The organism is Chitinimonas koreensis (assembly GCF_014353015.1).
Classification (GTDB): Bacteria; Pseudomonadota; Gammaproteobacteria; order Burkholderiales; family Chitinimonadaceae; genus Chitinimonas; species Chitinimonas koreensis.
The window spans coordinates 1,104,399-1,126,643 of record NZ_CP060704.1; the positions used below are offsets into that span (position 1 = coordinate 1,104,399).

At 68.3% G+C, this 22,245-nt stretch carries 28 protein-coding genes and 1 pseudogene; 25 read left to right on the forward strand and 4 right to left on the reverse strand.

The genetic code is table 11. The features are described from left to right. The first annotated feature begins 109 nt into the window (after positions 1-109). From H9L41_RS04690 to H9L41_RS04730, 9 genes are all read left to right on the forward strand, one after another. Positions 110-598, forward strand: coding sequence for a ribosomal maturation YjgA family protein (locus tag H9L41_RS04690; RefSeq protein ID WP_245589180.1), 489 nt, complete (start codon positions 110-112; stop codon positions 596-598). Between the two features lie 70 nt (positions 599-668). Continuing rightward, entirely contained in the window at positions 669-1,076 is a 408-nt protein-coding gene (locus tag H9L41_RS04695; protein WP_034606470.1) for a VOC family protein, read from the forward strand. A gap of 77 nt (positions 1,077-1,153) precedes the next feature. After that, positions 1,154-1,558: a GFA family protein gene (locus H9L41_RS04700; protein ID WP_028445525.1), complete on the forward strand. Its 405-nt coding sequence runs from the start codon at positions 1,154-1,156 to the stop codon at positions 1,556-1,558. A gap of 112 nt (positions 1,559-1,670) precedes the next feature. Beyond that, positions 1,671-1,970 carry a YkgJ family cysteine cluster protein gene (locus H9L41_RS04705; RefSeq protein WP_187523688.1) on the forward strand — a complete coding sequence of 100 codons (300 nt, stop codon included), beginning with the start codon at positions 1,671-1,673 and terminating at the stop codon, positions 1,968-1,970. A gap of 134 nt (positions 1,971-2,104) precedes the next feature. Next, entirely contained in the window at positions 2,105-2,617 is a 513-nt protein-coding gene (locus tag H9L41_RS04710; protein WP_157461909.1) for a hypothetical protein, read from the forward strand. Positions 2,618-2,726: 109 nt separating this feature from the next. Continuing rightward, positions 2,727-3,281 (forward strand): GNAT family N-acetyltransferase, encoded by a 555-nt coding sequence (locus H9L41_RS04715; RefSeq protein WP_028445527.1) that lies wholly within the window; start codon positions 2,727-2,729, stop codon positions 3,279-3,281. 148 nt (positions 3,282-3,429) lie between these two features. Beyond that, positions 3,430-4,188, forward strand: a complete 759-nt coding sequence (locus H9L41_RS04720; RefSeq protein WP_157461910.1) for a hypothetical protein — start codon at positions 3,430-3,432, stop codon at positions 4,186-4,188. A gap of 414 nt (positions 4,189-4,602) precedes the next feature. Beyond that, positions 4,603-4,899: a hypothetical protein gene (locus H9L41_RS04725; protein WP_028445528.1), complete on the forward strand. Its 297-nt coding sequence runs from the start codon at positions 4,603-4,605 to the stop codon at positions 4,897-4,899. Between the two features lie 40 nt (positions 4,900-4,939). Beyond that, the gene (locus tag H9L41_RS04730; RefSeq protein ID WP_028445529.1) at positions 4,940-5,416 is read left to right on the forward strand and encodes a hypothetical protein; all 477 of its coding nucleotides are present in this window, start codon (positions 4,940-4,942) and stop codon (positions 5,414-5,416) included. Here the strand turns inward: H9L41_RS04730 and selD are convergent. Beyond that, positions 5,413-6,455 (reverse strand): annotated as a pseudogene (gene selD, locus H9L41_RS04735) (selenide, water dikinase SelD). The gene H9L41_RS04730 and the pseudogene selD overlap by 4 nt on opposite strands. A 48-nt stretch (positions 6,456-6,503) precedes the next feature. On the opposite strand from selD, the gene mnmH reads away from it, so the two are divergent. The 3 genes from mnmH to H9L41_RS04750 all read left to right on the forward strand — a co-directional run bounded on the left by mnmH (position 6,504) and on the right by H9L41_RS04750 (position 8,892). Beyond that, positions 6,504-7,583 carry a tRNA 2-selenouridine(34) synthase MnmH gene (gene mnmH / locus H9L41_RS04740; RefSeq protein WP_028445531.1) on the forward strand — a complete coding sequence of 360 codons (1,080 nt, stop codon included), beginning with the start codon at positions 6,504-6,506 and terminating at the stop codon, positions 7,581-7,583. 197 nt (positions 7,584-7,780) lie between these two features. Beyond that, complete coding sequence (locus H9L41_RS04745) at positions 7,781-8,218, forward strand: GNAT family N-acetyltransferase (RefSeq protein ID WP_051318861.1); 438 nt, start codon at positions 7,781-7,783, stop codon at positions 8,216-8,218. A 245-nt stretch (positions 8,219-8,463) separates the two neighbouring features. Beyond that, positions 8,464-8,892 (forward strand): hypothetical protein, encoded by a 429-nt coding sequence (locus H9L41_RS04750; RefSeq protein ID WP_028445532.1) that lies wholly within the window; start codon positions 8,464-8,466, stop codon positions 8,890-8,892. A gap of 10 nt (positions 8,893-8,902) precedes the next feature. Here H9L41_RS04750 and H9L41_RS04755 read toward each other — a convergent pair whose 3' ends face one another. Next, positions 8,903-9,616, reverse strand: coding sequence for a glutathione S-transferase family protein (locus H9L41_RS04755; protein ID WP_308419593.1), 714 nt, complete (start codon positions 9,614-9,616; stop codon positions 8,903-8,905). Between the two features lie 115 nt (positions 9,617-9,731). On the opposite strand from H9L41_RS04755, the gene H9L41_RS04760 reads away from it, so the two are divergent. Further along, positions 9,732-9,908 (forward strand): hypothetical protein, encoded by a 177-nt coding sequence (locus H9L41_RS04760; RefSeq protein ID WP_157461911.1) that lies wholly within the window; start codon positions 9,732-9,734, stop codon positions 9,906-9,908. On the opposite strand, the gene H9L41_RS04765 is transcribed toward H9L41_RS04760, so the two are convergent. Continuing rightward, complete coding sequence (locus tag H9L41_RS04765) at positions 9,895-10,182, reverse strand: hypothetical protein (protein ID WP_157461912.1); 288 nt, start codon at positions 10,180-10,182, stop codon at positions 9,895-9,897. The genes H9L41_RS04760 and H9L41_RS04765 overlap by 14 nt on opposite strands. Positions 10,183-10,561: 379 nt before the next feature. On the opposite strand from H9L41_RS04765, the gene H9L41_RS04770 reads away from it, so the two are divergent. The 9 genes from H9L41_RS04770 (at position 10,562) to sctC (ending at position 17,075) form a co-directional block, all read left to right on the forward strand. After that, entirely contained in the window at positions 10,562-10,768 is a 207-nt protein-coding gene (locus H9L41_RS04770; protein ID WP_028445534.1) for a hypothetical protein, read from the forward strand. 189 nt (positions 10,769-10,957) lie between these two features. Further along, positions 10,958-11,770 carry a hypothetical protein gene (locus H9L41_RS04775; protein WP_028445535.1) on the forward strand — a complete coding sequence of 271 codons (813 nt, stop codon included), beginning with the start codon at positions 10,958-10,960 and terminating at the stop codon, positions 11,768-11,770. A 104-nt stretch (positions 11,771-11,874) separates the two neighbouring features. Beyond that, a complete protein-coding gene (locus H9L41_RS04780) occupies positions 11,875-12,243 on the forward strand; it encodes an EscF/YscF/HrpA family type III secretion system needle major subunit (protein WP_028445536.1) in 369 nt (122 codons plus the stop codon). Then, positions 12,240-13,118, forward strand: a complete 879-nt coding sequence (gene sctJ / locus H9L41_RS04785) for a type III secretion system inner membrane ring lipoprotein SctJ (protein ID WP_084300044.1) — start codon at positions 12,240-12,242, stop codon at positions 13,116-13,118. The genes H9L41_RS04780 and sctJ overlap by 4 nt, the downstream gene beginning before the upstream one ends. Continuing rightward, positions 13,115-13,849: a hypothetical protein gene (locus H9L41_RS04790; RefSeq protein WP_028445537.1), complete on the forward strand. Its 735-nt coding sequence runs from the start codon at positions 13,115-13,117 to the stop codon at positions 13,847-13,849. The genes sctJ and H9L41_RS04790 overlap by 4 nt, the downstream gene beginning before the upstream one ends. Positions 13,850-13,913: 64 nt before the next feature. Beyond that, the gene (locus tag H9L41_RS04795; protein WP_028445538.1) at positions 13,914-14,585 is read left to right on the forward strand and encodes a FliH/SctL family protein; all 672 of its coding nucleotides are present in this window, start codon (positions 13,914-13,916) and stop codon (positions 14,583-14,585) included. Between the two features lie 221 nt (positions 14,586-14,806). Continuing rightward, positions 14,807-15,028: a hypothetical protein gene (locus H9L41_RS04800; protein ID WP_028445539.1), complete on the forward strand. Its 222-nt coding sequence runs from the start codon at positions 14,807-14,809 to the stop codon at positions 15,026-15,028. Between the two features lie 7 nt (positions 15,029-15,035). Then, a complete protein-coding gene (locus tag H9L41_RS04805) occupies positions 15,036-15,440 on the forward strand; it encodes a CesT family type III secretion system chaperone (protein ID WP_028445540.1) in 405 nt (134 codons plus the stop codon). 9 nt (positions 15,441-15,449) lie between these two features. Next, on the forward strand, positions 15,450-17,075 hold the full coding sequence (sctC, locus tag H9L41_RS04810) for a type III secretion system outer membrane ring subunit SctC (RefSeq protein WP_187523690.1): 1,626 nt from the start codon (positions 15,450-15,452) through the stop codon (positions 17,073-17,075). Between the two features lie 215 nt (positions 17,076-17,290). Here the strand turns inward: sctC and H9L41_RS04815 are convergent, their stop codons facing one another. Further along, entirely contained in the window at positions 17,291-17,884 is a 594-nt protein-coding gene (locus H9L41_RS04815; RefSeq protein ID WP_187523691.1) for an RNA polymerase sigma factor, read from the reverse strand. 396 nt (positions 17,885-18,280) lie between these two features. Here H9L41_RS04815 and H9L41_RS04820 point away from each other — a divergent pair, with 396 nt between their 5' ends. The 3 genes from H9L41_RS04820 to sctV all read left to right on the forward strand — a co-directional run bounded on the left by H9L41_RS04820 (position 18,281) and on the right by sctV (position 22,231). After that, positions 18,281-19,423 carry a hypothetical protein gene (locus H9L41_RS04820; RefSeq protein WP_028445542.1) on the forward strand — a complete coding sequence of 381 codons (1,143 nt, stop codon included), beginning with the start codon at positions 18,281-18,283 and terminating at the stop codon, positions 19,421-19,423. Between the two features lie 13 nt (positions 19,424-19,436). After that, entirely contained in the window at positions 19,437-19,778 is a 342-nt protein-coding gene (locus H9L41_RS04825; protein WP_028445543.1) for a hypothetical protein, read from the forward strand. Positions 19,779-20,182: 404 nt separating this feature from the next. Beyond that, on the forward strand, positions 20,183-22,231 hold the full coding sequence (gene sctV / locus H9L41_RS04830) for a type III secretion system export apparatus subunit SctV (protein ID WP_028445544.1): 2,049 nt from the start codon (positions 20,183-20,185) through the stop codon (positions 22,229-22,231). The last annotated feature ends 14 nt before the right edge of the window (positions 22,232-22,245 follow it).

Sequence of the window (22,245 nt, forward strand, 5' to 3'; positions counted from 1 at the left end):
TCCATACGCTGGACATGCTCCTGCCGATATTGGCGATCCCATGGTTTGTCGGCTGGCTTGCCGCTTGGTTGTGGCCATTCCCCGGTGTACGGGCATCACGCATGACCCCATGGTCGATCAGGCAATCGGAGGGCAGCACTCCTTCGTCTACAGCTCATTCCCAACGCCAGGGTTCACCGAAGCGATGAAGCGGCGAAACCTCGGCATCCACGCCTGCGCATGTCTTGCCGTCATTGCCCTTGGGCTGGCCTCCCGCCGATTCCCCGGGCTGTTTCCCGCTGCACTCGGCAAATACCCGGGCGACGCGCTCTGGGCATTGATGATGTTCTTCTGCTGGGGAATCCTGCTCCCGCGCGCCTCGACGGCCAAAGTGGCGTGCGCAGCGCTGGCCACCGCCTATGCCGTCGAGATCAGCCAGCTGTATCAGGCCCCGTGGATCAACGCCGTCCGAAGCACGACGCTCGGCCACCTGGTACTCGGCTCTGCGTTCCACTGGCTGGATCTGCTGGCATACGCGATCGGCGTATCGGCGGGGGCGTTCGTCGAGCGCCTTTTCGGCCTCGATCCGTCGCCCGGTTCCAATCGGCGAGCCTGGTAGCCGCCGCCACATCATGTGGCCGTGCATATCCCGCATTGGCCCAACGCCGTCATCGAACGGGTCGATCCGCATGAGCAACGAGTCCTACTTCATCCTCTACGTCGCCGATCAAGACCGCAGTACCACCTTCTACCGAGCCGCCTTGGGCTTCGCGCCCCGCCTCCACGTGCCGGGCATGTCCGAATTCGCGCTCCCCGGCGGCGGCGTGCTGGGCCTGATGCCGCAGCAGGGCATTCGCAGGCTGCTCGGCCCGGCGCTGCCCGATCCGGCCCTGGCCGATGGCGTGCCGCGTTGCGAGCTTTACCTCATGGTCGATGAGCCGGCTGCCTGGCACGCCAGGGCGCTGCGGGCCGGTGCGCGGGAATTGAGCCCGCTCTCGCCGCGCAACTGGGGGCACCACGCCGCCTACTCGCTCGATCCGGATGGGCATGTATTGGCTTTTGCTTCGGCCGGCGGCGATTTGCATACTGCGAGCTGACTTTTCGGCCGATCGGCTGCGATCACCGATTTCGATCAACAGCAGGCATCTCAGCCACGGATGCCTGAGGCGCCATCATGCAGATCCACGGCCGCTGCCACTGCGGCAGCATTCGTTACCAGGCAGACGTCGACCCCGAGCGCACGACGATCTGCCACTGCACCGACTGCCAGAAACTCACCGGCAGCGCCTACCGGGTTTCGGTACCGGCCGAAGGCGGCTCGTTCCAGCTGCTGGCCGGCACGCCGACCATTTATGTGAAGCTCGGCGACAGCGGCGCCCGGCGGGCGCAGGCGTTTTGTCCGAATTGCGGCTCGCCGCTCTATACCTACGACGCCGACCAGGAACCCAAGGCCTATGGCCTGCGGGTCGGCTGCATCGAGGAGCGGGTCGCGCTGGTGCCGCGGAAGCAGAAGTGGTGCCGCTCGGCGCTGGGTTGGACCGACAGCCTGGCTGGCATGGAACGGCGAGACGCGGAATGATGCTCGGCCGTGCCGCCCGGCTGCGGCGATAAGCGGCCGGGACGGGCTGCGGACATCCCCGAAACGGAAACGCCGCCCGGCCGGCTTTCCATTCCTTTCCCAAGCAATGGCCATGGATTTCGATTGCCAAACTTGCGGGGCCTGCTGCTCCGCCTTCAGGGTCAGCTTCTATTGGAGCGAGACCGACTTCCATCCCGACGGCACGGTGCCGCAGGAACTCGTGTCTGCCGTCTCGCCCTGGCATGTCGCGATGAAAGGCACGCTGGCGCAGCCGGTGCGCTGCATCGCCCTGGAGGGGGAGGTCGGGCGATCGGTCAGCTGTTCGATCTATGAGAAGCGATCGAGCACCTGCCGCGGGTGCGAGGCGGGATCGGAGAATTGCCTGCGGGCGAGGCAGATGTTCGGTTTGTGATTGCTTGTAGGCTGGGCCGAGCGAGGCGAAGTCCAACGAACGTGCAGTAGATGTTGGGTTTCATCTCATCCGGCCCGGTTTGCGGAATGACAATTATGTGTATTGTTCACCAGCATTGAACTCGAAAGTCTAATATGAATTTACGTGTGCTCATTCACTTGGAATCACCCTATGCGCAGTATATTCCGGTGAATGAATCACCAGAGCATGTTCTTTTGGCGGGGCTTGGTAGTCAGACAGATTACTGGGCGAGCCTCGCGATCAACTGGCTTGAGCAAGGCGCACCTATGTCATACGCCGTCGCGAAGGAATTGAAGGCTCTATCCGCTAGAACTGCCTACGCTCAGAGCCTTAGGCATCGTGCATTTGCTCTTGCCAGAAGGTTCGAGCTCTCGGAGCCGATTCAGGAGCTCAATGTTGTCCGCATTGTTCAGTTGCTTGATTCCAACCGTTCTTATGAGGGGACAGCCGGAATATGTAGGGCGCCTCATGCTGGGGATACGGGCGCTGTAGTCCATGTATATCCGCAGAGCGATGATTCGAGCATCTTTGCAGTCGAGATGGCTGATGAGCATGGCTATACAATTTGGCTTGCCGATTTTGTACGCGAGGAATTGTGCATCGAAAGCAAGCACATATCTTCTTGATTAACTGGAGGCTGAGAAGAACGAAGCCAAGCGTTGTGCTTTAGTTCATTCAGATCAAGTTATAAGCTGGCGACTGTATTCAACTCAACTTGGATAATGCCGACGAGTCATGTTGACACACCCGATTGCAACGATCGAACCGCTTGCCGCGGCCGAGTTCGCCCATTTTCTTGATTACCTCGACGACCATCTGCAAGACAACGGCGCGGACGGCGTCGGCTACTTCCAACCCCAGCCGCGTGGCGCGACGCGGTTTCCGCCGGAACGGGCGGCCGCGTTCCAGGCCGGCCTCGATATTCCGGTCGGCGAGCCCGGCTGGCGGCGCGCATGGGTCGCGCGGAACGCCGAGCGGTGGATCGTCGGGCATGTCGACCTACGCGGGCACCCGGAACGGTTTACCGAGCATCGCTGCCTGCTCGGCATGGGCGTGGCGCGCAATTATCGGAAGGCGGGGCTTGGCTTTGCGCTGCTTGCGTGCGCCGAGCAATGGGCATTGGTCACCGCTGGGCTTGAGTGGATCGATCTGCAGGTGATGAGCGAGAACCTGCCGGCGATACGGCTGTATGGCCGGGCGGGGTTCATGAAGATCGGGGAGATTCCGGAGATGTTTCGGATCGATGGACGGGAGTATTCCTATACTTTCATGAGCAAAAGGCTTGCATAGCAATATTTCTGTAGGTTGGGCTGAGTAAAGCGAAGCCCAACGGGTGTGCGGTAAATGTTGGGCTTCATTTCATCCCGCCTAACTTGCGTGCGAGGTTGGATGTAGATTAATTTGGTGCTAATTGACAAGGGGCGTTGGGGAGGCGGAAATGCATATTGGAAATATTGACAGATTGATAAATATTATCAATTGGGTGAGCTTGTTTCTTGTGGGTTTGTACTTTTTTAGTATGTTTATTTATCCGTGGTTTCATGGGGGGGAGCGTGTTCATGCAGTATGGTTTGATTGGCAATCTCTCAATGTGGGAATCCTCGCATATGCGTCAAGTTTGATTATTTTTGGAATTTCTAGGTATCATGCTAATCAGCAGCGTCGTAGGGAGTTTATCGCTGCGCGCTCATTTTTACCTGCTGCACTAAGTGAGTTGGCTGATTATCTTGAGCAATGTGCAAGCGTACTGGTAAATGCATACGAGGTTGCAACGAATCGAGAGTTAGGGAGTGAAGGCGTTTGGGGTGGTATGTCCGCCCCTGATATAGGTGGGCAATACCGTGAGATTTTTAGTCGCTGCATTTCTCATGCGGACAGTGAGCCGGCGGAGTATTTGTCAAATATACTCGTTCGATTGCAAGTTCATCAGTCGCGTATTGCGAAGCTAGTAAGGGATATTCAGCCTGGAGGGTATACGGTTGTTACGAGTCGACTGATAATGTCTTATATATTTGGTCTTGGGGAGTTGCGGGCGTTGGTGAATGGGACGTTTGAGTATGCTAGGGGTGGAGAGAGATTTCCTGTGCGCTCCTTGGGTTGGGAGGATTATTTAAAGGCTTATTTAAGTTTAGGTGTGCATTTTGAGACCATTGATGGCCTGGAAGAGTTTACAAAGCATAGGAGCGGTGGAGTTTGATTGGTTATTCGGGCCCGGTGGCAAGGTGATCTGCCGATGACATTTATTTATTACGCTTGCGTCATTCCGTACCTCTCCTTATCCTTAACACGTCGCGGTCAATCCCGCGACCAGGCTTGGCAGCCTGGAATCTCACGGCAAACAAGCCGCTTCTGCGGCTGTTTTTGTTTGCCACGACTTGGTGCGTCCTCGATGGGCGGACCGAGTGGGAGGGCTTCGGCCCTGCCGGTTCGTGAGTCCGGTCTGCCAACCTGCTCGGTTCCGTCCACCCTCTTGGCAGGGGGTGACGGGTTGAAACCGTTACTCACGAGGAGGTCATCATGGCAGTCCACTACCAAGGCACGCCTGCACCACCCGTCCCATCGCTTCACCTCTCCCCGCACCACCCGCCGCACCCGCACCCGGAGGCCCGCCATGCCTAGCCTCCCGCTTGCCACCCGCGCCTTGCTCGCCGCCGGCATCCTGCAACCGCAGCTCGCCCGGCTCGGCGATCTCACCCACGTGCTGCGGCTCTACGCCGGCCTGCTCGACGACTGCCAGCAGCGCAGCCAGGCCAGTCCGCGCCGCGCCATCGCCCTGATCGTGCTCGTCCACGCCCAGCTGGAAGCCGTACACGAGGCGCTGCGGGAGCTGCATCACCCCTTGCTCGACCTCGAGCCGCCGCGTTGCGCGTTCTGCGGCGGCGCGGCCGGGCTGCGGCCGCATTCCTAGCCGTTCAGCCCGCCGTTCGGGTTTCGAAGGAGACAACGCGATGCGCACACCGACCCGGCAGCCGGGCCGGCGCGTGGCCGGGGAAGAGGCCTTGCGCGGGCCGGCGCCGCCGGTGGGCTGGCGCGCGCCGGAAGGCGGCCCGCCGACCCTGGACTACGCACGGCAGCCCGCCGGCACCTACGCGACGGAGGCCGCCATGCCCGCCAGCAAGCCCGCCCAGCCGCGGCAATACCCGCCGTCGCCGCACGAGCAGGCGTTCCGCCAGCCGGCCATCCTGCCGGCCGACGAAGCCACCACCTGCTACCAGGCCGCCCGCGGCCTGGTCGGCGTGCTGGCGCTGCTGGCCGCCGACGACGCCGAGCGCGAGGCGGTCGAGTGCCACGAGGAGGGCGGCCAGCCGCTGGCGCCGGATCTGCGCGCCGACCTGCTCTCGGCGGCGATGGCCTTGTCGCAGCAGCTGGCCGCGGCGTTCGACCTGGCCAAGGTGCGCGACCGCTCGGGCCGGCCCGAGCGCTAGGCCCGCACCGCCACTTCCGCCGCCCCCGCCTCCATCCGCCCGATCACCGCCGCCGCCTCGAAGCCCTGGGCGCGGAACAGCGCCAGCACTTCGTCCACCCGGTCCGGCGCCACCGCGGCCAAGAGGCCGCCGCTGGTCTGCGCGTCGGCCAGCAGCTGGCGCTGCCACGGCGCCACCGCTTCGTCGAAACGCACCGCGGCGCCGAAGCTGGCCAGGTTGCGGCCGATGGCGCCGGGGCCGATGCCCTGGCGGGCGAATTCGATCGCGGCCGGCAGCAGCGGCAGCCGGCCGGCCTCGACCACCGCGCCCAGCCCGGCGCCGCGGCACAGTTCCAGCAGGTGGCCGAGCAGGCCGAAGCCGGTCACGTCGGTCAGCGCGTGCACGCCGTCCAGCTCGGCCAGCGCGGTGCCGACGCTGTTGAGGCGGGTGGTGGCGTCGATCAGCTGGCGGTAGCCGTCGGCATCGAGCAGGCCCCTCTTCAGGGCGCTGGCGAGCACGCCGACGCCGAGCGGCTTGCCGAGCACCAGCACGTCGCCGGCCCGCGCGCCGCTGTTGCGCTTGATCCGGTCGGGGTGGACCAGGCCCAGCGCGACCAGGCCGTAGATCGGCTCGGGCGCGTCGATCGAGTGGCCGCCGGCCAGCGGCACGCCGGCCGCGGCGCAGACGCTGGCGCCGCCGGCCAGGATCCGCTGCACGGCCGCCAGCGGCAGCTTGTCGATGGGCATGCCGACGATGGCCAGCGCCAGGATCGGCCGGCCGCCCATGGCATAGACGTCGGACAGCGCATTGGTCGCGGCGATGCGGCCGAAGTCGAACGGGTCGTCGACGATGGGCATGAAGAAGTCGGTGGTGGCCACCAGCGCCTGCTGTTCGTTCAGGCGATAGACCGCGGCGTCGTCGGCGGTCTCGGTGCCGACCAGCAGGTCGGGGAAGCCCTGCATCGGCGGCAGGGCTTTCAGCATCTCGGCCAAGAGGGCCGGGCGATCTTGCAGCCGCAGCCGCCGCCGTGGGAGAGCTGGGTCAGGCGAACGCTGTCCATGGTTGTCCTCGTCTCTACAATGGCGGCATTGTCCCGTCGCCTTTCGCCATGAACAACCAATCCGCCACGCTGGCCGAGCTGGACCGCTTCGATACCCTGGTCGACGTGCGCACGCCGCTCGAATTCGCCGACGACCACCTGCCGGGCGCGATCAACGTGCCGGTGCTCAGCGACGAGGAGCGGGTGGCCGTCGGCACGCTGTACAAGCAGGCGCCGTTCGAGGCCACGCGCTACGGCGCCGCGCTGGTCGCCCGCAATATCGCCCATCACCTCGACACCACCTTCGCCGACCGCCCGCCGCGCTGGAAGCCGCTGATCTACTGCTGGCGCGGCGGCAAGCGCTCGGGCTCGATGACGGCCTGGTTCAACCTGATCGGCTGGAAGGCGCGCCAGCTCGAAGGCGGCTACAAGGCCTATCGCCACGAGGTGCTGGCGCGGCTCGACCGCCTGCCGGGGCGGTTCGACTACCGCGTGCTGGCCGGCCTGACCGGCAGCGGCAAGACGCGCCTGTTGCGCGCGCTGGCCGGCCGCGGCGCCCAGGTGCTGGACCTGGAGCGGCTGGCCTGCCACCGCGGCTCGCTGCTCGGCGCGCTGCCGGGCGAGGCGCAGCCGAGCCAGAAAAGCTTCGAGAGCCGGCTGGCCCAGGCGCTGGCCGGGCTCGATCCGGCGCGGCCGGTGTTCGTCGAGGCCGAGAGCCGCCGCATCGGCAGCCTGCGCCTGCCGCAGGCCTTGATGCAGGCCCTGGCCGGCGCCGCCTGCATCCGCGTCGAGGCGCGGCCGGAGGACCGGGTGGCCTTCCTGTGCCAGGACTACGCCGCGCTGTTCGCCGATCCGGCCGCGTTCAAGCAGCAACTGGCGCGACTGGCGGAGCTGCACGGCCGCCGCACGGTGGCGCACTGGCATGCACTGGTGGATGCGGGGGCGATGGCCGAGCTGTTCGCCGAGCTGATCGAGCGGCACTACGACCCGGCCTATCTGCGCAGCAGCCATGGGCTGTATGCGCGGCTGCCGCAGGCGCTGCCGTTCGCGTTCCGGCCCGACGCGGCGGACCTGGGCCCGGAGGCCGACCGCCTGCTCGCCGGGCTGTCGATGGCGCCGGCCTTGGCCGTGCCGGGCGAGATGGCCTGAAGCGGGCAGGGCCGCGGCCGGCTGGGTTCGATGCCGCCTGAGCAGTGGCGCGCTGCCATGCGGCGCCGTTCCTGCCGGTATCGCCGTGCGGATTGATCGGCTGGATTTCCGGCCTAGGCTGTAAGGGCTTCGACGGGACGCGACTGGCGGCCGCGCCGAGGCGCAGGTCTGCGTACTCTTCTCTTCCTGGAATCGGTATGTCCCAAGCGCTGCAACCCGCCATCACCGTTCACGACGACGTGCCGCCAGCCGAAGGCGACCTGGTCGACGCCGGCCTCGGTGCCGCCAACCAGGCGGCTGCGCCCCTGCACGAGGTGCGGCCCCTGTCCTGCTTCGCGCGCCTGCCTTCGGGCGAGGTGGTGGGCGGGGCGGTCGGGCGCAGCTGGGGCGCGTGCTGCGAACTGCTGCAGCTTTGGGTCGATCCGGCCTGGCGGCGGCGCGGGATCGGGGCGGAACTGGTGCGGGCGTTCGAGGCGAGGGCGGCGGCCCGCGGCTGCCGGACTTTCTACCTGGAGACCTTCAGCTTCCAGGCGCCGCGGCTGTACCGGTCGCTCGGCTATGCGGTGCGGCTGGAGATCGGCGGATTCGCGCCGGGGGTGACGAAGTACTACATGGTGCGGGAGTTGATTCCCTGAACGACGATGCTGGGCGCGATAGCCCCTCTCCTGCGGGCGGGAGAGGCTCCCGTTTCTGCCATGCAGGCATGGGAAGGGGCGCCCGGCGTAGGGTGAGGGCGGGTTCATCAAACCACAGCCCTCATCCGGCCCTCCGGGCCACCTTCTCCCGCGCGCGGGAGAAGGGGTTCGCCTCCTCCACGTCGGGGAGAAGTTGTTAAGGCAAATTCCACTATTCAGGCGTCAGGCATCCAACGGAGAACCCCATGCCCAAACTGCTGCGCAACATCCTGGCCGTCGTCGCCGGCCTCGTCATCGGCGGCTTCGTCAACGGAATGCTGGTCACGATCAGCCCGGCCATCATCCCGCCGCCCGCCGGCGTGGACGTGAACGACGCCGCAAGCCTGGCCCGGGCGATGCCGCTGTTCGAGCCGCGCCATTTCCTCATGCCCTTCCTGGCGCACGCGCTCGGTACGCTGGCCGGCGCGCTGGCGGCTTACCTGATCGCGGCGAGCCACAAGGCGCGGCTGGCCTGGGCGATCGGCGTCGTCTTCCTGTGCGGCGGCGTGGCGGCCTGCTTCATGATCCCGGCGCCGGCCTGGTTCATGGCACTCGACCTGATCGCGGCCTATCTGCCGATGGCCTGGCTCGGCAGCCGGATCGGCGCGCGCCTCCAACCCGGCCGGCCGGGCTGAGCGCGCCGTCTCAATCGCGGTCCGGCGCGCCGAGCGGGAACAGCGGCCGGAACGGCCGCGCTTCCTCCACCGCGCGGGCGAACGAGGGTCGGGCCAGCAGGCGGGCGCGGTAGGCGCGCAGCACCGGGTAGGCGTCCGAGATCCGGTGCGTCCAGTCGGCGTAGAACAGCGAGGGCGCGGCCGCGCAGTCGGCCAGGGTGAAGTCGTCGCCGGCGGCCCAGGTCCGGCCGGCGAGTTCGCCTTCGAGCCAGCCATAGGCGCGTTCGAGCTTTTCCTCGGCCATCGCCTGCCCGTCGCGGCGCTTCACCGGGTCGCCGGTCAGCGCGCCGTCGACCGCGAGCTGCATGGCGTTCATCACGTGCAGGTCGAAGAAGCGGTCGAGGAAGCGCACGTCCAGCGCGGCCATCGGCTCATCGGGCAGCAGCCGCACCGGCCCCGGATGGGCGAGCTGCAGGTACTCGACGATGATGCTGGTCTCGACCAGTTGGCGTTCGCCATCGAGCAGCAGCGGGAACTTGCGCAGCGGCCAGCGGCGCAGCCATTCGCCGGTGTGCTGCGGCGTGTCGGGGCCGATGCAGCGGAATTCGAACGGCGTGGCGTTCTCGTACAGCGCGATGAGGACCTTCTGGGTGTAGGAGGAGAACGGGTGGCCGTAGAGCGCGGGGGCATGGCGGGGAGCTCCGGATTGGCGTTCGGCGATTGTACTTCGCGAGACATCGGCCACGTGGCGGCCGGGTCCGCCGACCTGCTCATGGAACCCGGGTGCCTCTCCTGTCACCCACCCCTGGCACGGCCGCATCCGCGTTCGCCGTGAATCGTTCCATGACCAGGAGAACACCATGATTCCAGCACTGCTAGCCGGCGCCGGCGTCGCCTTCGCCGAGAAGGTGGCCCAGGACGTCGTCGAAAAGGGCAGCGAGAAGATCGCCGATGCCCTGATCGACACCGCAACCCAGGCCATCCGCGACAACCCGGTCGCGAAACTGGCCAATCCGGGCGGTTTCAAGATCCTCTGACCGCAGGGGCAGGGCGGCCGGGGCGATGACAGTCCGGTTGCCCTGCATTGCCGCCCGCTACACCGATTCCTTTTCCGATATCCGCCGCCGCCGATTGTTTATCCGATTGGATTCGATCGATGCAATGAACCGGTGGCTGGATATTCGTCCTTCTCCTTGTCTGCATCGGTTCGTCGATGTTTTCCCGGCCGGATATTTCCAGCGCATGCGATGGAAAATCCGGCCGTTTTTCTTTGGGATTTATCCCTTTAATTCCGTAGCCGCTGAATCGCACGCGATCCTTCTCCCGCGCGCGGGAGAAGGTGGCCCGAAGGGCCGGATGAGGGCTGGTTCGCCAAACCACAGCCCTCACCCTACGCCGGGCGCCCCTCCCCGTTTCTGCACAGCAGAAACGGGTGCCTCTCCCGTGCACGGGAGAGGGGCTTATTCGCGGTGCGTGCATTTAAGGGTGTGCCCCTTTATGTCTGGTCTCCGAGTAATCGCATTCTTCGCGCCGCGATTCGACGCGCATGGGCATTGCGATGGTCGAAACCGCCCCTCGAAAAAAGAATCGACAAAAAAGTTGGAACCCTCGCCGCACCGCTGTCACTCAACGCTCGGATGCACGATGCATCTGACCTTCAAACCTCAATCTGAATGAATGGAGAATCAACATGGCAAGCGGCAACGGTTCGATCTCGAGCAGCGGTATCGACAACTTCAAGAGCCAGATGGACGCGATCAATCGCGACGTCCAGAAGAACACCATCGAAACGATGAAGGCCAATGCCGAAACCCAGAAGGACAAGCAATGGGCCGAAGTGGCGGTGAACCAGCAGAACGCCGCCACCGACGTCGCGACCAAATTGCAGATCAAGTGATCGGTCGGCATTCCTGATCGCAATGGGCAGGGGATGTCGGCGGCCAGGAATCGATTCGGTCCGATCAATCGAATCCAATCGATCCGATTCAATTCGGTCGATTCGAGCGATGCGATTCGATCGAATTCGGTTCCGGCCGCGGGATATCCGCCTGCCGATCCTTCGCAAATTCGGAAAGGATAGACGCGCATGAGCGGCATTCTGAACGGCGGCATCGGCAATCGGCTCGATGGCGCGCTGGCCGTCGAGTACGGCCCCAAGATGGGCAATCACCAATTCAAGAGCGCCCACCTCACCGACAACGCCAAGCAGGACCTCAAGCAGGTCGCGGCGTTCATGGACAAGCACCCGGACGTGTTCGGCAAGCCCGATTCCGGCTCCTGGGCCAAGGAGCTCGACGAGGACAATTTCCTCGACGACAAGGAAACCCACGCCTTCGAGAAGGGCATCTCGATGTTCAAGGACGCCCAGCCCAGCGGCGGCGGCTACGGCATCGGCGACGACGAGGGCGGCGGCGACGACTTCTCTTCGTCCGGCTCGGGCCGCGGCCGCAAGAGCGAATCGCTGACCGGCGACCCGTTCATCGACGAGCTGATCAAGCGCCTGATGGGCAACGACAACGAGAAATCGCACACCTCGCCGTCCAAGGCGCTGGCGGCGGCCGACCGGCTGGACGGCTCGATCACGCCCAAGGACGGCGACGAGAGCGGCGACAAGGGCGGCTACTTCTCGCCCGAATCGGCCAAGGAACTGAAGTCGGTGGCGCGCTACATGGACGCCAACCCGGACAAGTTCGGCGTGCCCGATTCCGGCTCGTGGACCAAGGAGCTGGGCGAGGACAACTTCCTCAACAAGGAAGAGTTCAACAAGTTCAAGACCGCGATCGCCGACGTCAAGGACGGCATCTACGACAACGCCTTCGGCTACGGCGACGGGACGTTCGGCTCGAACGACGACGCCCAGGCCGCCGGCCGCAGCGTGGTGCACCAGTTGTTCGGCTGATCCCGGCCATCGTCCGGCGGGCGGCTGGCCGCCGCCCCGCTGGCTTTTTCCGTAGTGCGTTCTCGCTTGCGGCCCGTGTGCCGGCGGCGAGAGGGAGGTTTCCCATGGGCCTGACCATTTCCACCGTGCCCGGCGTCGGCGAGGCGAGCGCGCCGACCGATGCCTTCGCCCGTCCGCCGGCCCCCGCGCCCGAGGACGTGGCGCTGTTCCAGTCGCTGCGCGCGCCGGCCGACGGCCAGGCCGATACGCTGGGCGCGCGCCTGTTGGGCGGCATCAAGCAGGCGTCCGAGCACCTGCAGCAGCGTTCCAACGAGTTCGAGCGCTCGGTGCGCAGCGCGCAGCGCTCGCTCGATCCGGTCGAGATGCTCAAGACCGCCCACCTGCTCGCCAACTACAACCAGGAGACGATGGTCACCGCCAAGGTGGTGAACAAGGCCACCCAGTCCCTGGACCAGCTCAGCAAGCTGCAATGACGGCCGCCGCCCGTCCGTCCTCGCGCTGGCTGGCGCTCGCGCTGGTGCTCGCCCTGGCCGGCTGCGGCGGCCGGGTCGACCTGCAGAGCGGCCTGTCGGACGAGGAGGCCAACGACATCATCGCGGTGCTGCGCGACGGCGGCATCGACGCCGGCAAGCGCACGCTGAAGGAAGGCTATGCCGTGGCGGTCGAGGAGGCCGAGCTCGGCCGCGCGGTCAACCTCCTGCACGCGCACGGCCTGCCGCGGCGGCGCTACGAGCGCATGGGCGACATCTTCAAGAAGGAAGGGATGATCTCGACCCCGCTCGAGGAGCGCGCGCGCTACCTGTACGCGCTGTCGCAGGAACTCGAACATACCCTGGGCCAGATCGACGGCGTGGTGGTGGCGCGCGTGCACGTGGTGCTGCCCGACCGGGTGGCGCCGGGCGAGCCGCTGCTGCCGTCCTCGGCCGCGGTGTTCATCAAGCACCAGGCCACGCTCGACCCGGACCTGGTGCAGCCGCGCGTGCGCCACCTGGTCACCGCCAGCATCCCGGGCCTGGCGCAGGCCGGCCGCGACAAGGTGTCGGTGGTGTTCATGCCGGTGGCCGAGGTGGCCTCGCCGGTGCGCTGGCGCACGGTCGGGCCGTTCCAGGTGACCGAATCCTCGGCCGCGGCGCTGCAGGCCACGCTGATCGGCGGCGGCCTGCTGGGCCTCGTCGCGGTCGCGCTGGCGCTCGGCTGGCGCCGGCTCGGCCTGGGCCGCTGGCTGCGCGGGCGCAGCGCGGCGGATTCGGGCGAGCGGCCGGCCGATGCGGCCGCCGCGGCGGCTGCGGGCGTCGCCACGCCGGGCGGCGTCGCTCCGGTGGCCGAAGCCCGGGCCGGCTCGTCATGAACGCGGCCGACGACGAGGCCTGGCTGGCGTTCTGGTACGCGCCCTGGCAGTCGGCCGAGCCGGGCTGGCTGGTCGACGACTGGGGCCGGGCCTTCCTGGCCGGCCTGGCGCAGGACGCGCTGGCGCCGCGGCTGGCCTACCCGGCCTGGTGCGCGCGCCACGGCTGGCCGCGGCCGCTGCCGGCCGAGGCCGATCCGCTCTGGCGCGGCTACTGCCTGGCGGCCGAGGCGACGCTGACGGCGGCATTGCGGCTGATCGGCGCGGCGGCGCTGGCCGGCGGGCAGGCGTCGCTGCGCGGCGCCGGCCTGCCGCCGGAATGGACGCCGGCCGAGCGCGAGGCCTGGCGCTGGGGCCGGCGCTACCGGCTGGCGCGGCCGCTCGATTGCGATCCGGCCGGCTGGCCGGCGATCCCGGCGCTGCTCGGCCTGGGCCTGCTGCGCCAGGCCATGGGCGGCGAGGCCGGGCCGCACTGGCCGCGGCTGGCGCTACGGATCGCGCCGCGCCAGGTGCAGGCCCTGCCGGCCGGTTCGCCGGCGCCGCGGCTCGACCAGGCCGGCCTGCGCCGGCTGTGCCGCGCGGCGCTGGCGCAGGCGCGGGCCGAGGCGACCGATGCGGGCATGTCCGATGGGGATGCGGCCGTCACCGAAGCGGCCGGCCATCTTCCAGCCGAACCGGTCGCCGCGAGCGAGCCGGCCGCTCACGTCCAGTCCGAACCCGCGGTCACGGCATGAGCCGCCGCGCCTTCCCCATCGAATTCGACCGGCGGCCGTCCGCGCAGCCGGCAGGAGCACGGCCATGAGCCTCGTCCGCACCCGCTATCGCACCGATCCGCTCGACCGCCCCTGGCAGGCCGAGGCGGTGGTTGGTCACGAATGGCTGGCCAGCCTGCGCAGCGCCGAGGACCTGGTGGCCGCCGGCCAGGCCGCGGCCGACCGGCTGATCGCCGCGGCCCGCGCCGAGGCCGAGGCGCTGCAGGCGCAGGCGCGCAGTGATGCCGCCGAGCGGCTGGCCGCGCTCGAGCGCGAGACCGAGGCGGCCGTCTGGGCCCGCGCCGCCGCGCTGTTCGATGCGCTGCAGGCCGCCCGCGCGGCCACCCTGCAGGCGCTGGAAGGCGAGCTGGTGGCGCTCGGCCAGTCGCTGCTGCAGGCGCTGGCCGGCCAGGTGGCCGAGGCCGACCGCGTGCTGCCGGTGGTGCGCGCGCTGCTGCTGGCCTTCCACGACGAGCGCGACGCGACGCTGTTCCTGCAGCCGGACGACCTGGCGCGCGTCGACGCGGCCGGCGCGGGCATCGGCGCCCAGCCGCCGTGGACGCTGGCGGCCGACCCGGCGCTGGCGCGCGGCCATTGCCGGCTGGAAAGCCCGATGGGGCTGGCCCGGGTGTCGTTCGACGGCCGGGTGGCGGCGCTGGCGGCGGCGCTGGCGCAGGCCGGCTCCGTGCCCGCACCGCCGGGGCGCGAAAGCCCGTAGCAGCGGCTTCAGCCGCGAAAGCGCCGGTTCCGTGCCCGCCCTTCGCGGCTGAAGCCGCGCCTGCGGCGCCGGCTAAGTAGGTCGGGCCGTACGCCCGACAGCGATCCCGATTCATGCCACTGCCGAGCCCAAGTCCGCCGGCGCGATGGAACCGCCGCACCGCCGCCGTCACTCAGCCTGTGCGCCGCAACGCCGGCGCCATCCACCCCGAGGAGCACCCGATGAGCCAGATCGATCCCGCCAGCCAGAGCCTGCAGAACCAGCTCGGCCACCTCAACCAGCAGCTCGCCGAGCAGTTCGCCACCATGGACCCGCTCGACGGCGAGGACCAGGACCAGATGCTGCTGCTGATGCGCCAGGTCGGCGCCACCGTGTGGGCGCACGGCACCCTGTTCAAGACCCGCAACGACATGGTCCAGGCCATCCTGAGCGAGATCCGCTGAGGCCGCCATGATCCAGGACGCCGACGAATTCGAGGCCGCGCTCGACGCGCTGCGCCGCGGCGCGCTGGAGCGCGTCGACTGCACGGTGGACGGCTACGCCATCGCGCTGCTGCGCGACGACGACACGCTGTTCCTGCGCGGCCAGCTGCCGGGCTTCTCGGCCACCGCGCCGGCCGTGCTGCGGCAGGCCTTGCAGCTCGGCCTCGCCAGCGCCTTCCACTACGACGCCGGCCTGGCCTGCGCCAATTTCGACAAGTCGCTGTGGCTCACCCGCAGCCTGCCGGCCGAAGCCGGGCTCGATGCGCTGTCGGCCGAGGTCGAGCTGCTGCTCGAACAGCTCGACGTCTGGCGCGACAGCCTCGGCGTGACCGCCACCATCCCCGTCGCGCAGGCGTTCGAGCGCTATTTCTGAGGTCCGACCATGCCCTTCCCCCGCTCGTTTCCGCGCCTGATCGCCGTGCTGCCGGCCGCCGTCGCGCTGGCGTTGGCGCCACCGGCCGAAGCCGCTGTGCCCGATACGCTGAAGGACGGCAGCTATGCCTACCAGGCCGCCAATGCGCCGCTGGCGCGCGTGCTCGGCGATTTCGCCGACAACTACGGCCTGACGCTGTCGCTGTCGCCGCGGCTCGGCAATCTCACCGTCAAGGGCCGCCAGCACGCCGCCAGCGGGGTCGATTTCCTCGACCGGCTGGCGCTGCAGTACAAGCTGCAATGGTTCATCTATGGCGGCCGGCTGTACGTCAGCCCGCTCGACGATTTCGCCAGCGAGCGGGTCGAAGTCAGCGCCGAGGCCGCGCTGGCGCTCAAGCAGGCGCTGGCCGGCATGGGCGTGCTGGAAAGTAAGTTCGGCTGGGGCGAATTGCCCGACGACGGTGCCGTGCTGATCTCGGGGCCGAAGGAATACGTCAAGGTGATCCGCCAGCTGGTGACCGGCAGCGAGAAGCCCGGCACCGGCGACGCGCTGGTGTTCCGGCTCAAGTACGCCTCGGTCGAGGACCGCGAGATCAGCTACCGCGACCGCCGCATCGTCACGCCCGGCGTCGCCACCCTGCTGCGCACCATCGTCGGCGAGCGCGGCGAGACCGCCGACAAGGCCGGCAGCCCGCCGACCGGGCTGGCCTTCGGCCAGGCCGACATGGCCCAGGGCGCCCAGCAGGCGCGCCAGCGGCTCGGCTCCGCGCCGCGCGCCAGCCGCATCGCCGCCGACGTGCGGCTCAACGCGGTGGTGATCCGCGATTCGCCCGGCCGGCGCGAGTTCTACCGCCGGCTGATCGAAGAGCTCGACGCGCCGCAGCGGCTGGTCGAGATCGAGGCGATGATCGTCGACATCGATCGCGACAAGCTGACCGACATCGGCGCCGAGTTCACCCTCGCCGGCCGCCACGGCCGCTACGAGCTCGGCGACGCCGGCCGGGCGGACACCGTGCTGGGCAGCACGACGCTGCTGCTCAACAACTTCGACCGCTTCTACGTGCGCCTGCGCGCGCTGGAGGAGAACGGCGAGGCCAAGGTGTTGGCGCGGCCGGCCATCATGACCATGGACAACATGAGCGCGGTGCTGGACCTGAGCAAGACCACCTACCTCAAGGTGGTCGGCGAGCGGGTGGCCGACGCCAAGGAGATCACCGCCGGCACCATGCTGCGGGTGACGCCGCGGCTGATCGGCGAGGGCGAGGATGTGCAGGTGCAACTGGTGATCGACATCGAGGACGGCGACATCCAGGACCCGGACGCCAAGCGCGACGTGCCGACGGTGCAGCGCAGCACGGTGAGCACCCAGGCGATCGTCGACGACAACCAGTCGCTGGTGATCGGCGGCTACAACGTCGAGCGCTTCAACCGCAACAACCGCAAGGTGCCGATCCTCGGCGACATCCCCTCTTGGGCCGGCTGTTCCAGAGCGACCAGTCGGGCAACACCCGGCGCGAGCGGCTGTTCATCATCACTCCGCGCACCATCGACGCGACCCAGCCGGGCGCGCTGGCGGCGCGGGCGATGGAGGTGGCGATTCCGCTGGGGAAAGGGAAGGGGAAGAAGTGAGGTGTAGCCTGTGAGGTGTCAGGCGTGAGGGGTGAGGGGTAACCCCATCCCCCACCCAACCTCCCCTTGAAGGGGGAGGAGCAGGGCGTGTCAGGTTCGGTCGCCCGTGATCGTCAGACGTGTCGCAATGCAGCTCCCTCCCCTTCAAGGGGAGGGCCGGGTGGGGATGGGGTCAACACCTCGCCCCTTACCCCAAACACCTCACGCAGCGCTCTGCGCTGCTCAATTCAATACCGCCTCCCGCAACTGCGCCCGCGCCCGCGACAGCCGCGAGCGCACCGTCCCGACCGGCACCTGCAGCAGGTTCGCCGCATCTTCGTAAGACAGATCCTCTTCCAGCACCAGTTCCAGCGTGCTGCGCATATCGCTCGGCAGCGCCGCCAGCGCATGCTCGGCGCGGCGCATCAGCTGCTGGTGCGCCACCTCGTCGGCCGGGTCGCTGCTGTTGCCCACGTGCTCGTCCAGCGCCGTTTCGTCCTCGAACTTGAAGCGCCGTTCCGGCGCCCGCGACAGATGGTGGCGGATCAGGTTCATGGCGATGCCGAACAGCCAGCTCTCCGGCTTGGAGCCGCCGCGGAAGGTGTCCGAGCAGCGCAGCGCCTCGACGTAGGCGGCCTGCATCAGATCCTCGGCCTCGGCCGGGTTGCCCAGGTGCTTGCGGATGAAATGGAACAGCTTGCGGCCATGGCTGCGGGCCAGCGCCTCGACGTCGATGGTGATGGCGTGGGCGGGATCTCGTACTGGGTGGTCATGCGGGCATTCCTCGGGATGGATGACAGGGTTCGCCGCGATGCGACGACCCGCTTCCTTCTGCACGAGCAATGCCTGCTGCCGATTTTGCTTAACTGTATGAATTTGAACGGTTAAAAATAGAACGGCCGTGCGCTTATTTCAGGATTTGTAAATTCCGTGTAAGCGGATTTTAGGATTTTGTTAGGGAATCGGGAGCGTTTTGGCGCATGGCCGGTGTCCGGTCCGGCGGGCTTCGGTGCGTTCACGGCGGAATCCGTACCCGCGGTGCCGGCCATAGGCCGGATTTCGACTCGACCGCATCGCGGAGCGGGATCGTCGCCCGGCCGACGCCCGGCCCGTGACCGTCGCAGCGGACGCCGCGACGAACCGCCCCCCGCGGCGGTTTCGAGCGACGGCGATGGAACTGCGGCGGCCCGGCGGTCACTCAAGCGCCGACATCCACTCCCGAGGCCCACCGCGATGCAATCCACGATCGCCGCCATTCCGCCCAATGCGGCCGCCGCCGCGCTCAACGCCGCGCTGGCGCCGGACCGCGCCGCCGCCTCGCGCGAGAACGGCCCCAGGCCGCTCGACGCCAACACCGGCATGGACCCGCTCGGCGCCGGCGCCGAGGAATCGTCGCGCGCGCTGGAAGAGACCGCCGGCCGCCACAAGGTCCACCTCGAGCGGCGACGCTTCGGCAACAGGCGCGACGCCGAGCCGGTCAAGCGGATCGAGGAATTGCGCGAGATCCAGGCGATGGCCGAGACCGAGGAAGTGCAGATGCGGCTGGCCGACCTGGCGCGCCAGGCGCGCGACCGCGCCGGCCAGGGCGACCTCGGCGCCGACTGGCTGCGCCAGGCCGAGCCGGATCCGGTGGCGCGCGCGGCGGTGCTGGAGATCGCCCAGGCCGGCGCCGAGGCGGCCGGCGAAGGCGAGGCCGCGGCGCGGCTGGAGCAACTGACCGCCGAGCTGTGGCAGGGCGAGGGCGACGCGATCCAGGCCGGCCTGCTCAAGGCCTCGTCGGCGCAGCACAGCGCCAACCAGCGGCTCTACTACGACGACGTGCTCGGCAATACGCGCCAGCCCGAGGAGTTGTTCGACAAGCTGCGCGGCCACTTCGGCGACGGCGGCTTCCGCCGCGGCCTGGCCAGCCTGCGCCGCACCATGGCGGGCGAGCTGGCCGGCACCAATCCGGCGGTGAGCGGCGAGCGCCAGGGCCAGCTGATGATCGACCTGCAGCAGATCGCCACCATCCGCTCGCTGGTGGCGCAGGCCGACGATCTGCGCGGCCAGTTGCGCGAACGCGGCATCGAGACCGGGCCGGACGCGCTCAAGGTGGCCGAGTCGGTGTTCGGCCTGACCAGCGGGCCGCTGTTCGCCAAGACGCTGTTCAAGACGGTGGACGGCCTGCCGCGCGACGGCGCCAAGCAGCCGATCCCGCTCTACGCCGCCTTCCGCCGCTTCCTGTCGCAGACGCCGCTGGCGATCTGGGCCCAGGGCGGCGACGCCAAGCAGAAGGCGCTCGAGCATCTCGACATGCGGCTGGCGGCGCTGGCGCGCGCCGAGGCGGCCCAACTGGCCCAGGCCGCGCAACTGGCGCGCGCCGGCCAGCCGGCCTGAGCGGGAGACGGCCATGTCCACGCTCGACCTCAATGCGCTCGAACGCCTGGTCGACGCCGCGGCCCGGCTGCGCGGCGCCTACCTGCAGGTGGACGGCGTGCGCTCGCTCAAGCTCGCTCCGCACGGCGACGGCTGGCTGTTCGCGCTCGAAGTGGCCAACGGCGCCGCCAATGCCGGCCAGGTGGCCGAGCTGCTGACCCGCCGCTGGCTGATGCCGCGCGAATACGACGCGCTGCTGCTCGGCGCTAGCCCCAATGACGCGCTGATGCTGGTGCAGCGCATGCCGCGCGGCCCGCTCGACGCGGCCGGGCTGGCCGATGCGTATGGGGCGATGACGCGATTGCTGGGCGGTTGAGTGTTTGCCGGCCTGCGGGATTGGGCCTGCGCCCGCTGCATGGGAACGCACATGTCCGGTGGGAGGTGAAGGCAGCTTTCCAATTCGCCAGCCCTCATCCGGCCCTGCGGGCCGCCTTCTTCCAAGGCCGGGCAACTTGGACTCCGCCCGCGCGGCGGGAGAAGGGAAGGGCGGTGGCATCTCGGCGGAATGTTGCCGTCGTCACTGCCGTGGTTTAGCCCCTCTCCCGCGTGCGGGAGAGGGGTTGGGGTGAGGGGGTTCTAGGAAGAGCCGCTCTCATCCGGCCCTGCGGGCCGCCGTCTCCTGCATACGGGAGACGCTAGCTCGACCCGCGGTCATGCCGCCTGGACGGGCATTTCGCTCCAACTTATCAACCCATTGCCTGACCCATCGCAGGAGCCCTCATGAAACCCCTGCTCGACCGATTGACCGCGCTGGCCCGGCTGGCCGCCGAGCGCGCCGAAGTGGCCGCCGTGATCGTGGTGATCGGCATCGTCTTCATGCTGATCCTGCCCCTGCCGATCTGGCTGGTCGACGTGCTGATCGCGCTCAACATCTGCGTCTCCTCGGTGCTGGTGGTGCTGGCGCTCTACCTGCCGAGCCCGCTGGCCTTCTCCACCTTCCCGGCGGTGCTCCTGGTCACCACGCTGTTCCGGCTGGCGCTCGAGGTCTCCACCACCCGGCTGATCCTGCTCGAGGCCGACGCCGGCCACATCGTCGAGGCCTTCGGCCAGTTCGTGGTCGGCGGCAACCTGGTGGTCGGCATGGTGATCTTCCTGATCCTCACCGTGGTGCAATTCCTGGTCATCACCAAGGGCTCGGAGCGCGTCGCCGAGGTGTCGGCGCGCTTCACGCTCGACGCCATGCCGGGCAAGCAGATGTCGATCGACAGCGACCTGCGCGCCGGCCTGATCGAAGCGGCCGAGGCGCGGCGCCGGCGCGACGACCTGGGCAAGGAAAGCCAGCTGTTCGGCGCGATGGACGGCGCCATGAAGTTCGTCAAGGGCGACGCCATCGCCGGCCTGATCGTGGTGGCGGTCAACCTGGTCGGCGGCATCGCCATCGGCGTGCTGCAGCGCGGCCTGCCGGCCGGCGAGGCGATGAAGGTCTACTCGGTGCTGACCATCGGCGACGGCCTGATCGCCCAGATCCCGGCGCTGCTGATCTCGCTGTGCGCCGGCCTGATGATCACCCGCGTGTCGCAGGGCGGGCAGAAGAAGGACAACGTCGGGCAGGAGATCACCGGCCAGGTGCTGGGCGAGCCCCGCGCGCTGGTGATCGCCAGCGGCGTGATGGTGGTGTTCGCCCTGGTGCCCGGCATGCCGACCGTGGTGTTTCTGGTGCTGGCGCTGGTCACCGGCTCGCTCGGCTACTTCATGCTGAAGGCGCCCAAGGGCCCGGTCGAGGTAGTCGCGGCCGGGCCGGGCGGCGCCGTGACGGTCGACGCGCAGATCTTCAAGGCCGCCGTGCCGTTCCAGTTCGCGCTGGCGCCGGCCGATTTCGGCGATCCGCGCCTGGGCGTCCTGGTCGACGGCGCGCGCCGCCGCCGCAACCGGCTGGTCGAGTACTTCGGCATGATCGTGCCGGCCATTGACTTCATCGCCGACCCGTCCATGGCGTCCGGGCGCTACAGCTTCGCGGTCTACGAGGTGCCGATCCTGGCCGGGCCGCTGCGCTGGCAGCAGGTCAGGGCGCAGGCCTCGCTCGAACAGCTGACGGCGCTCGGCCTCGACGGCGAGGAGGACGCGCTGGCGCGGCCCGGCTGCTGGGTGGCGGCGGACGCCGCGGCGCGACTGGACGAGGCCGGCGTCGTTCACCAGCCGTTCCACGAGGTGCTGGCCGCCGCGCTCGAGGACATCCTGCGCCGCAACGCCAGCAAGTTCATCGGCCTGCACGAGGCCCAACTGGTGCTGAACTGGACCGAGAGCAAGATGCCGCTCTTGGCCAAGGAGATCGAGCGGGTGCTGCCGACCGCGCGCATCGCCGAGGTGCTGCAGCGGCTGGTGGCCGAGCAGGTGCCGATCCGCAACCTGCGCCAGATCGTCGAGACGCTGTTCGACTGGGGCCAGCGCGAGCGCGATCCGGGCATGCTGGCCGATTTCGTCCGCATCGCGCTCAAGCGCCAGCTGTGCCACGAATTCGCGCCAGGCAACGTGCTGCGCGCGCTGATGCTGTCGCCGGGCACCGAGGAGATGCTGCGCAACGCCGTGCGGCAGACCGCCCACGGCAGCTTCCTGGCGCTGACCGGCGAGCAGAGCCGCACGCTGCTGGACCGCCTGCGCAGCCAGATGGGCGAGCCGGCCGAGGGCGAGGGGCCGCCGGTGCTGCTGGTGGCGCAGGACCTGCGCCGCTGCGTGCGCAAGCTGGTGGAGGACGAATTGTTCGGGCTGCCGGTGCTGTCGTATGCCGAGCTGGTGTCGGAGATCCAGATCCAGCCGCTGGGGCGGGTGTAGCGCACCGGGCAGCG

Bases quoted from the DNA above. Each gene is read 5' to 3' on its own strand.
- H9L41_RS04745 (WP_051318861.1), top strand. From the start codon at position 7,781: ATGTCCCAAGCGCTGCAACCCGCCATCACCGTTCACGACGACGTGCCG.
- H9L41_RS04710 (WP_157461909.1), top strand. From the start codon at position 2,105: ATGAATTTACGTGTGCTCATTCACTTGGAATCACCCTATGCGCAGTAT.
- mnmH (WP_028445531.1), top strand. From the start codon at position 6,504: ATGAACAACCAATCCGCCACGCTGGCCGAGCTGGACCGCTTCGATACC.
- H9L41_RS04775 (WP_028445535.1), top strand. From the start codon at position 10,958: ATGAGCGGCATTCTGAACGGCGGCATCGGCAATCGGCTCGATGGCGCG.
- H9L41_RS04820 (WP_028445542.1), top strand. From the start codon at position 18,281: ATGCAATCCACGATCGCCGCCATTCCGCCCAATGCGGCCGCCGCCGCG.
- H9L41_RS04790 (WP_028445537.1), top strand. From the start codon at position 13,115: ATGAACGCGGCCGACGACGAGGCCTGGCTGGCGTTCTGGTACGCGCCC.
- H9L41_RS04725 (WP_028445528.1), top strand. From the start codon at position 4,603: ATGCCTAGCCTCCCGCTTGCCACCCGCGCCTTGCTCGCCGCCGGCATC.
- H9L41_RS04695 (WP_034606470.1), top strand. From the start codon at position 669: ATGAGCAACGAGTCCTACTTCATCCTCTACGTCGCCGATCAAGACCGC.
- sctV (WP_028445544.1), top strand. From the start codon at position 20,183: ATGAAACCCCTGCTCGACCGATTGACCGCGCTGGCCCGGCTGGCCGCC.
- H9L41_RS04720 (WP_157461910.1), top strand. From the start codon at position 3,430: ATGCATATTGGAAATATTGACAGATTGATAAATATTATCAATTGGGTG.
- H9L41_RS04805 (WP_028445540.1), top strand. From the start codon at position 15,036: ATGATCCAGGACGCCGACGAATTCGAGGCCGCGCTCGACGCGCTGCGC.
- H9L41_RS04795 (WP_028445538.1), top strand. From the start codon at position 13,914: ATGAGCCTCGTCCGCACCCGCTATCGCACCGATCCGCTCGACCGCCCC.
- H9L41_RS04760 (WP_157461911.1), top strand. From the start codon at position 9,732: ATGATTCCAGCACTGCTAGCCGGCGCCGGCGTCGCCTTCGCCGAGAAG.
- H9L41_RS04730 (WP_028445529.1), top strand. From the start codon at position 4,940: ATGCGCACACCGACCCGGCAGCCGGGCCGGCGCGTGGCCGGGGAAGAG.
- H9L41_RS04715 (WP_028445527.1), top strand. From the start codon at position 2,727: ATGTTGACACACCCGATTGCAACGATCGAACCGCTTGCCGCGGCCGAG.
- H9L41_RS04700 (WP_028445525.1), top strand. From the start codon at position 1,154: ATGCAGATCCACGGCCGCTGCCACTGCGGCAGCATTCGTTACCAGGCA.
- H9L41_RS04800 (WP_028445539.1), top strand. From the start codon at position 14,807: ATGAGCCAGATCGATCCCGCCAGCCAGAGCCTGCAGAACCAGCTCGGC.
- sctJ (WP_084300044.1), top strand. From the start codon at position 12,240: ATGACGGCCGCCGCCCGTCCGTCCTCGCGCTGGCTGGCGCTCGCGCTG.
- H9L41_RS04770 (WP_028445534.1), top strand. From the start codon at position 10,562: ATGGCAAGCGGCAACGGTTCGATCTCGAGCAGCGGTATCGACAACTTC.
- sctC (WP_187523690.1), top strand. From the start codon at position 15,450: ATGCCCTTCCCCCGCTCGTTTCCGCGCCTGATCGCCGTGCTGCCGGCC.
- H9L41_RS04825 (WP_028445543.1), top strand. From the start codon at position 19,437: ATGTCCACGCTCGACCTCAATGCGCTCGAACGCCTGGTCGACGCCGCG.
- H9L41_RS04750 (WP_028445532.1), top strand. From the start codon at position 8,464: ATGCCCAAACTGCTGCGCAACATCCTGGCCGTCGTCGCCGGCCTCGTC.
- H9L41_RS04705 (WP_187523688.1), top strand. From the start codon at position 1,671: ATGGATTTCGATTGCCAAACTTGCGGGGCCTGCTGCTCCGCCTTCAGG.
- H9L41_RS04690 (WP_245589180.1), top strand. From the start codon at position 110: ATGGTCGATCAGGCAATCGGAGGGCAGCACTCCTTCGTCTACAGCTCA.
- H9L41_RS04780 (WP_028445536.1), top strand. From the start codon at position 11,875: ATGGGCCTGACCATTTCCACCGTGCCCGGCGTCGGCGAGGCGAGCGCG.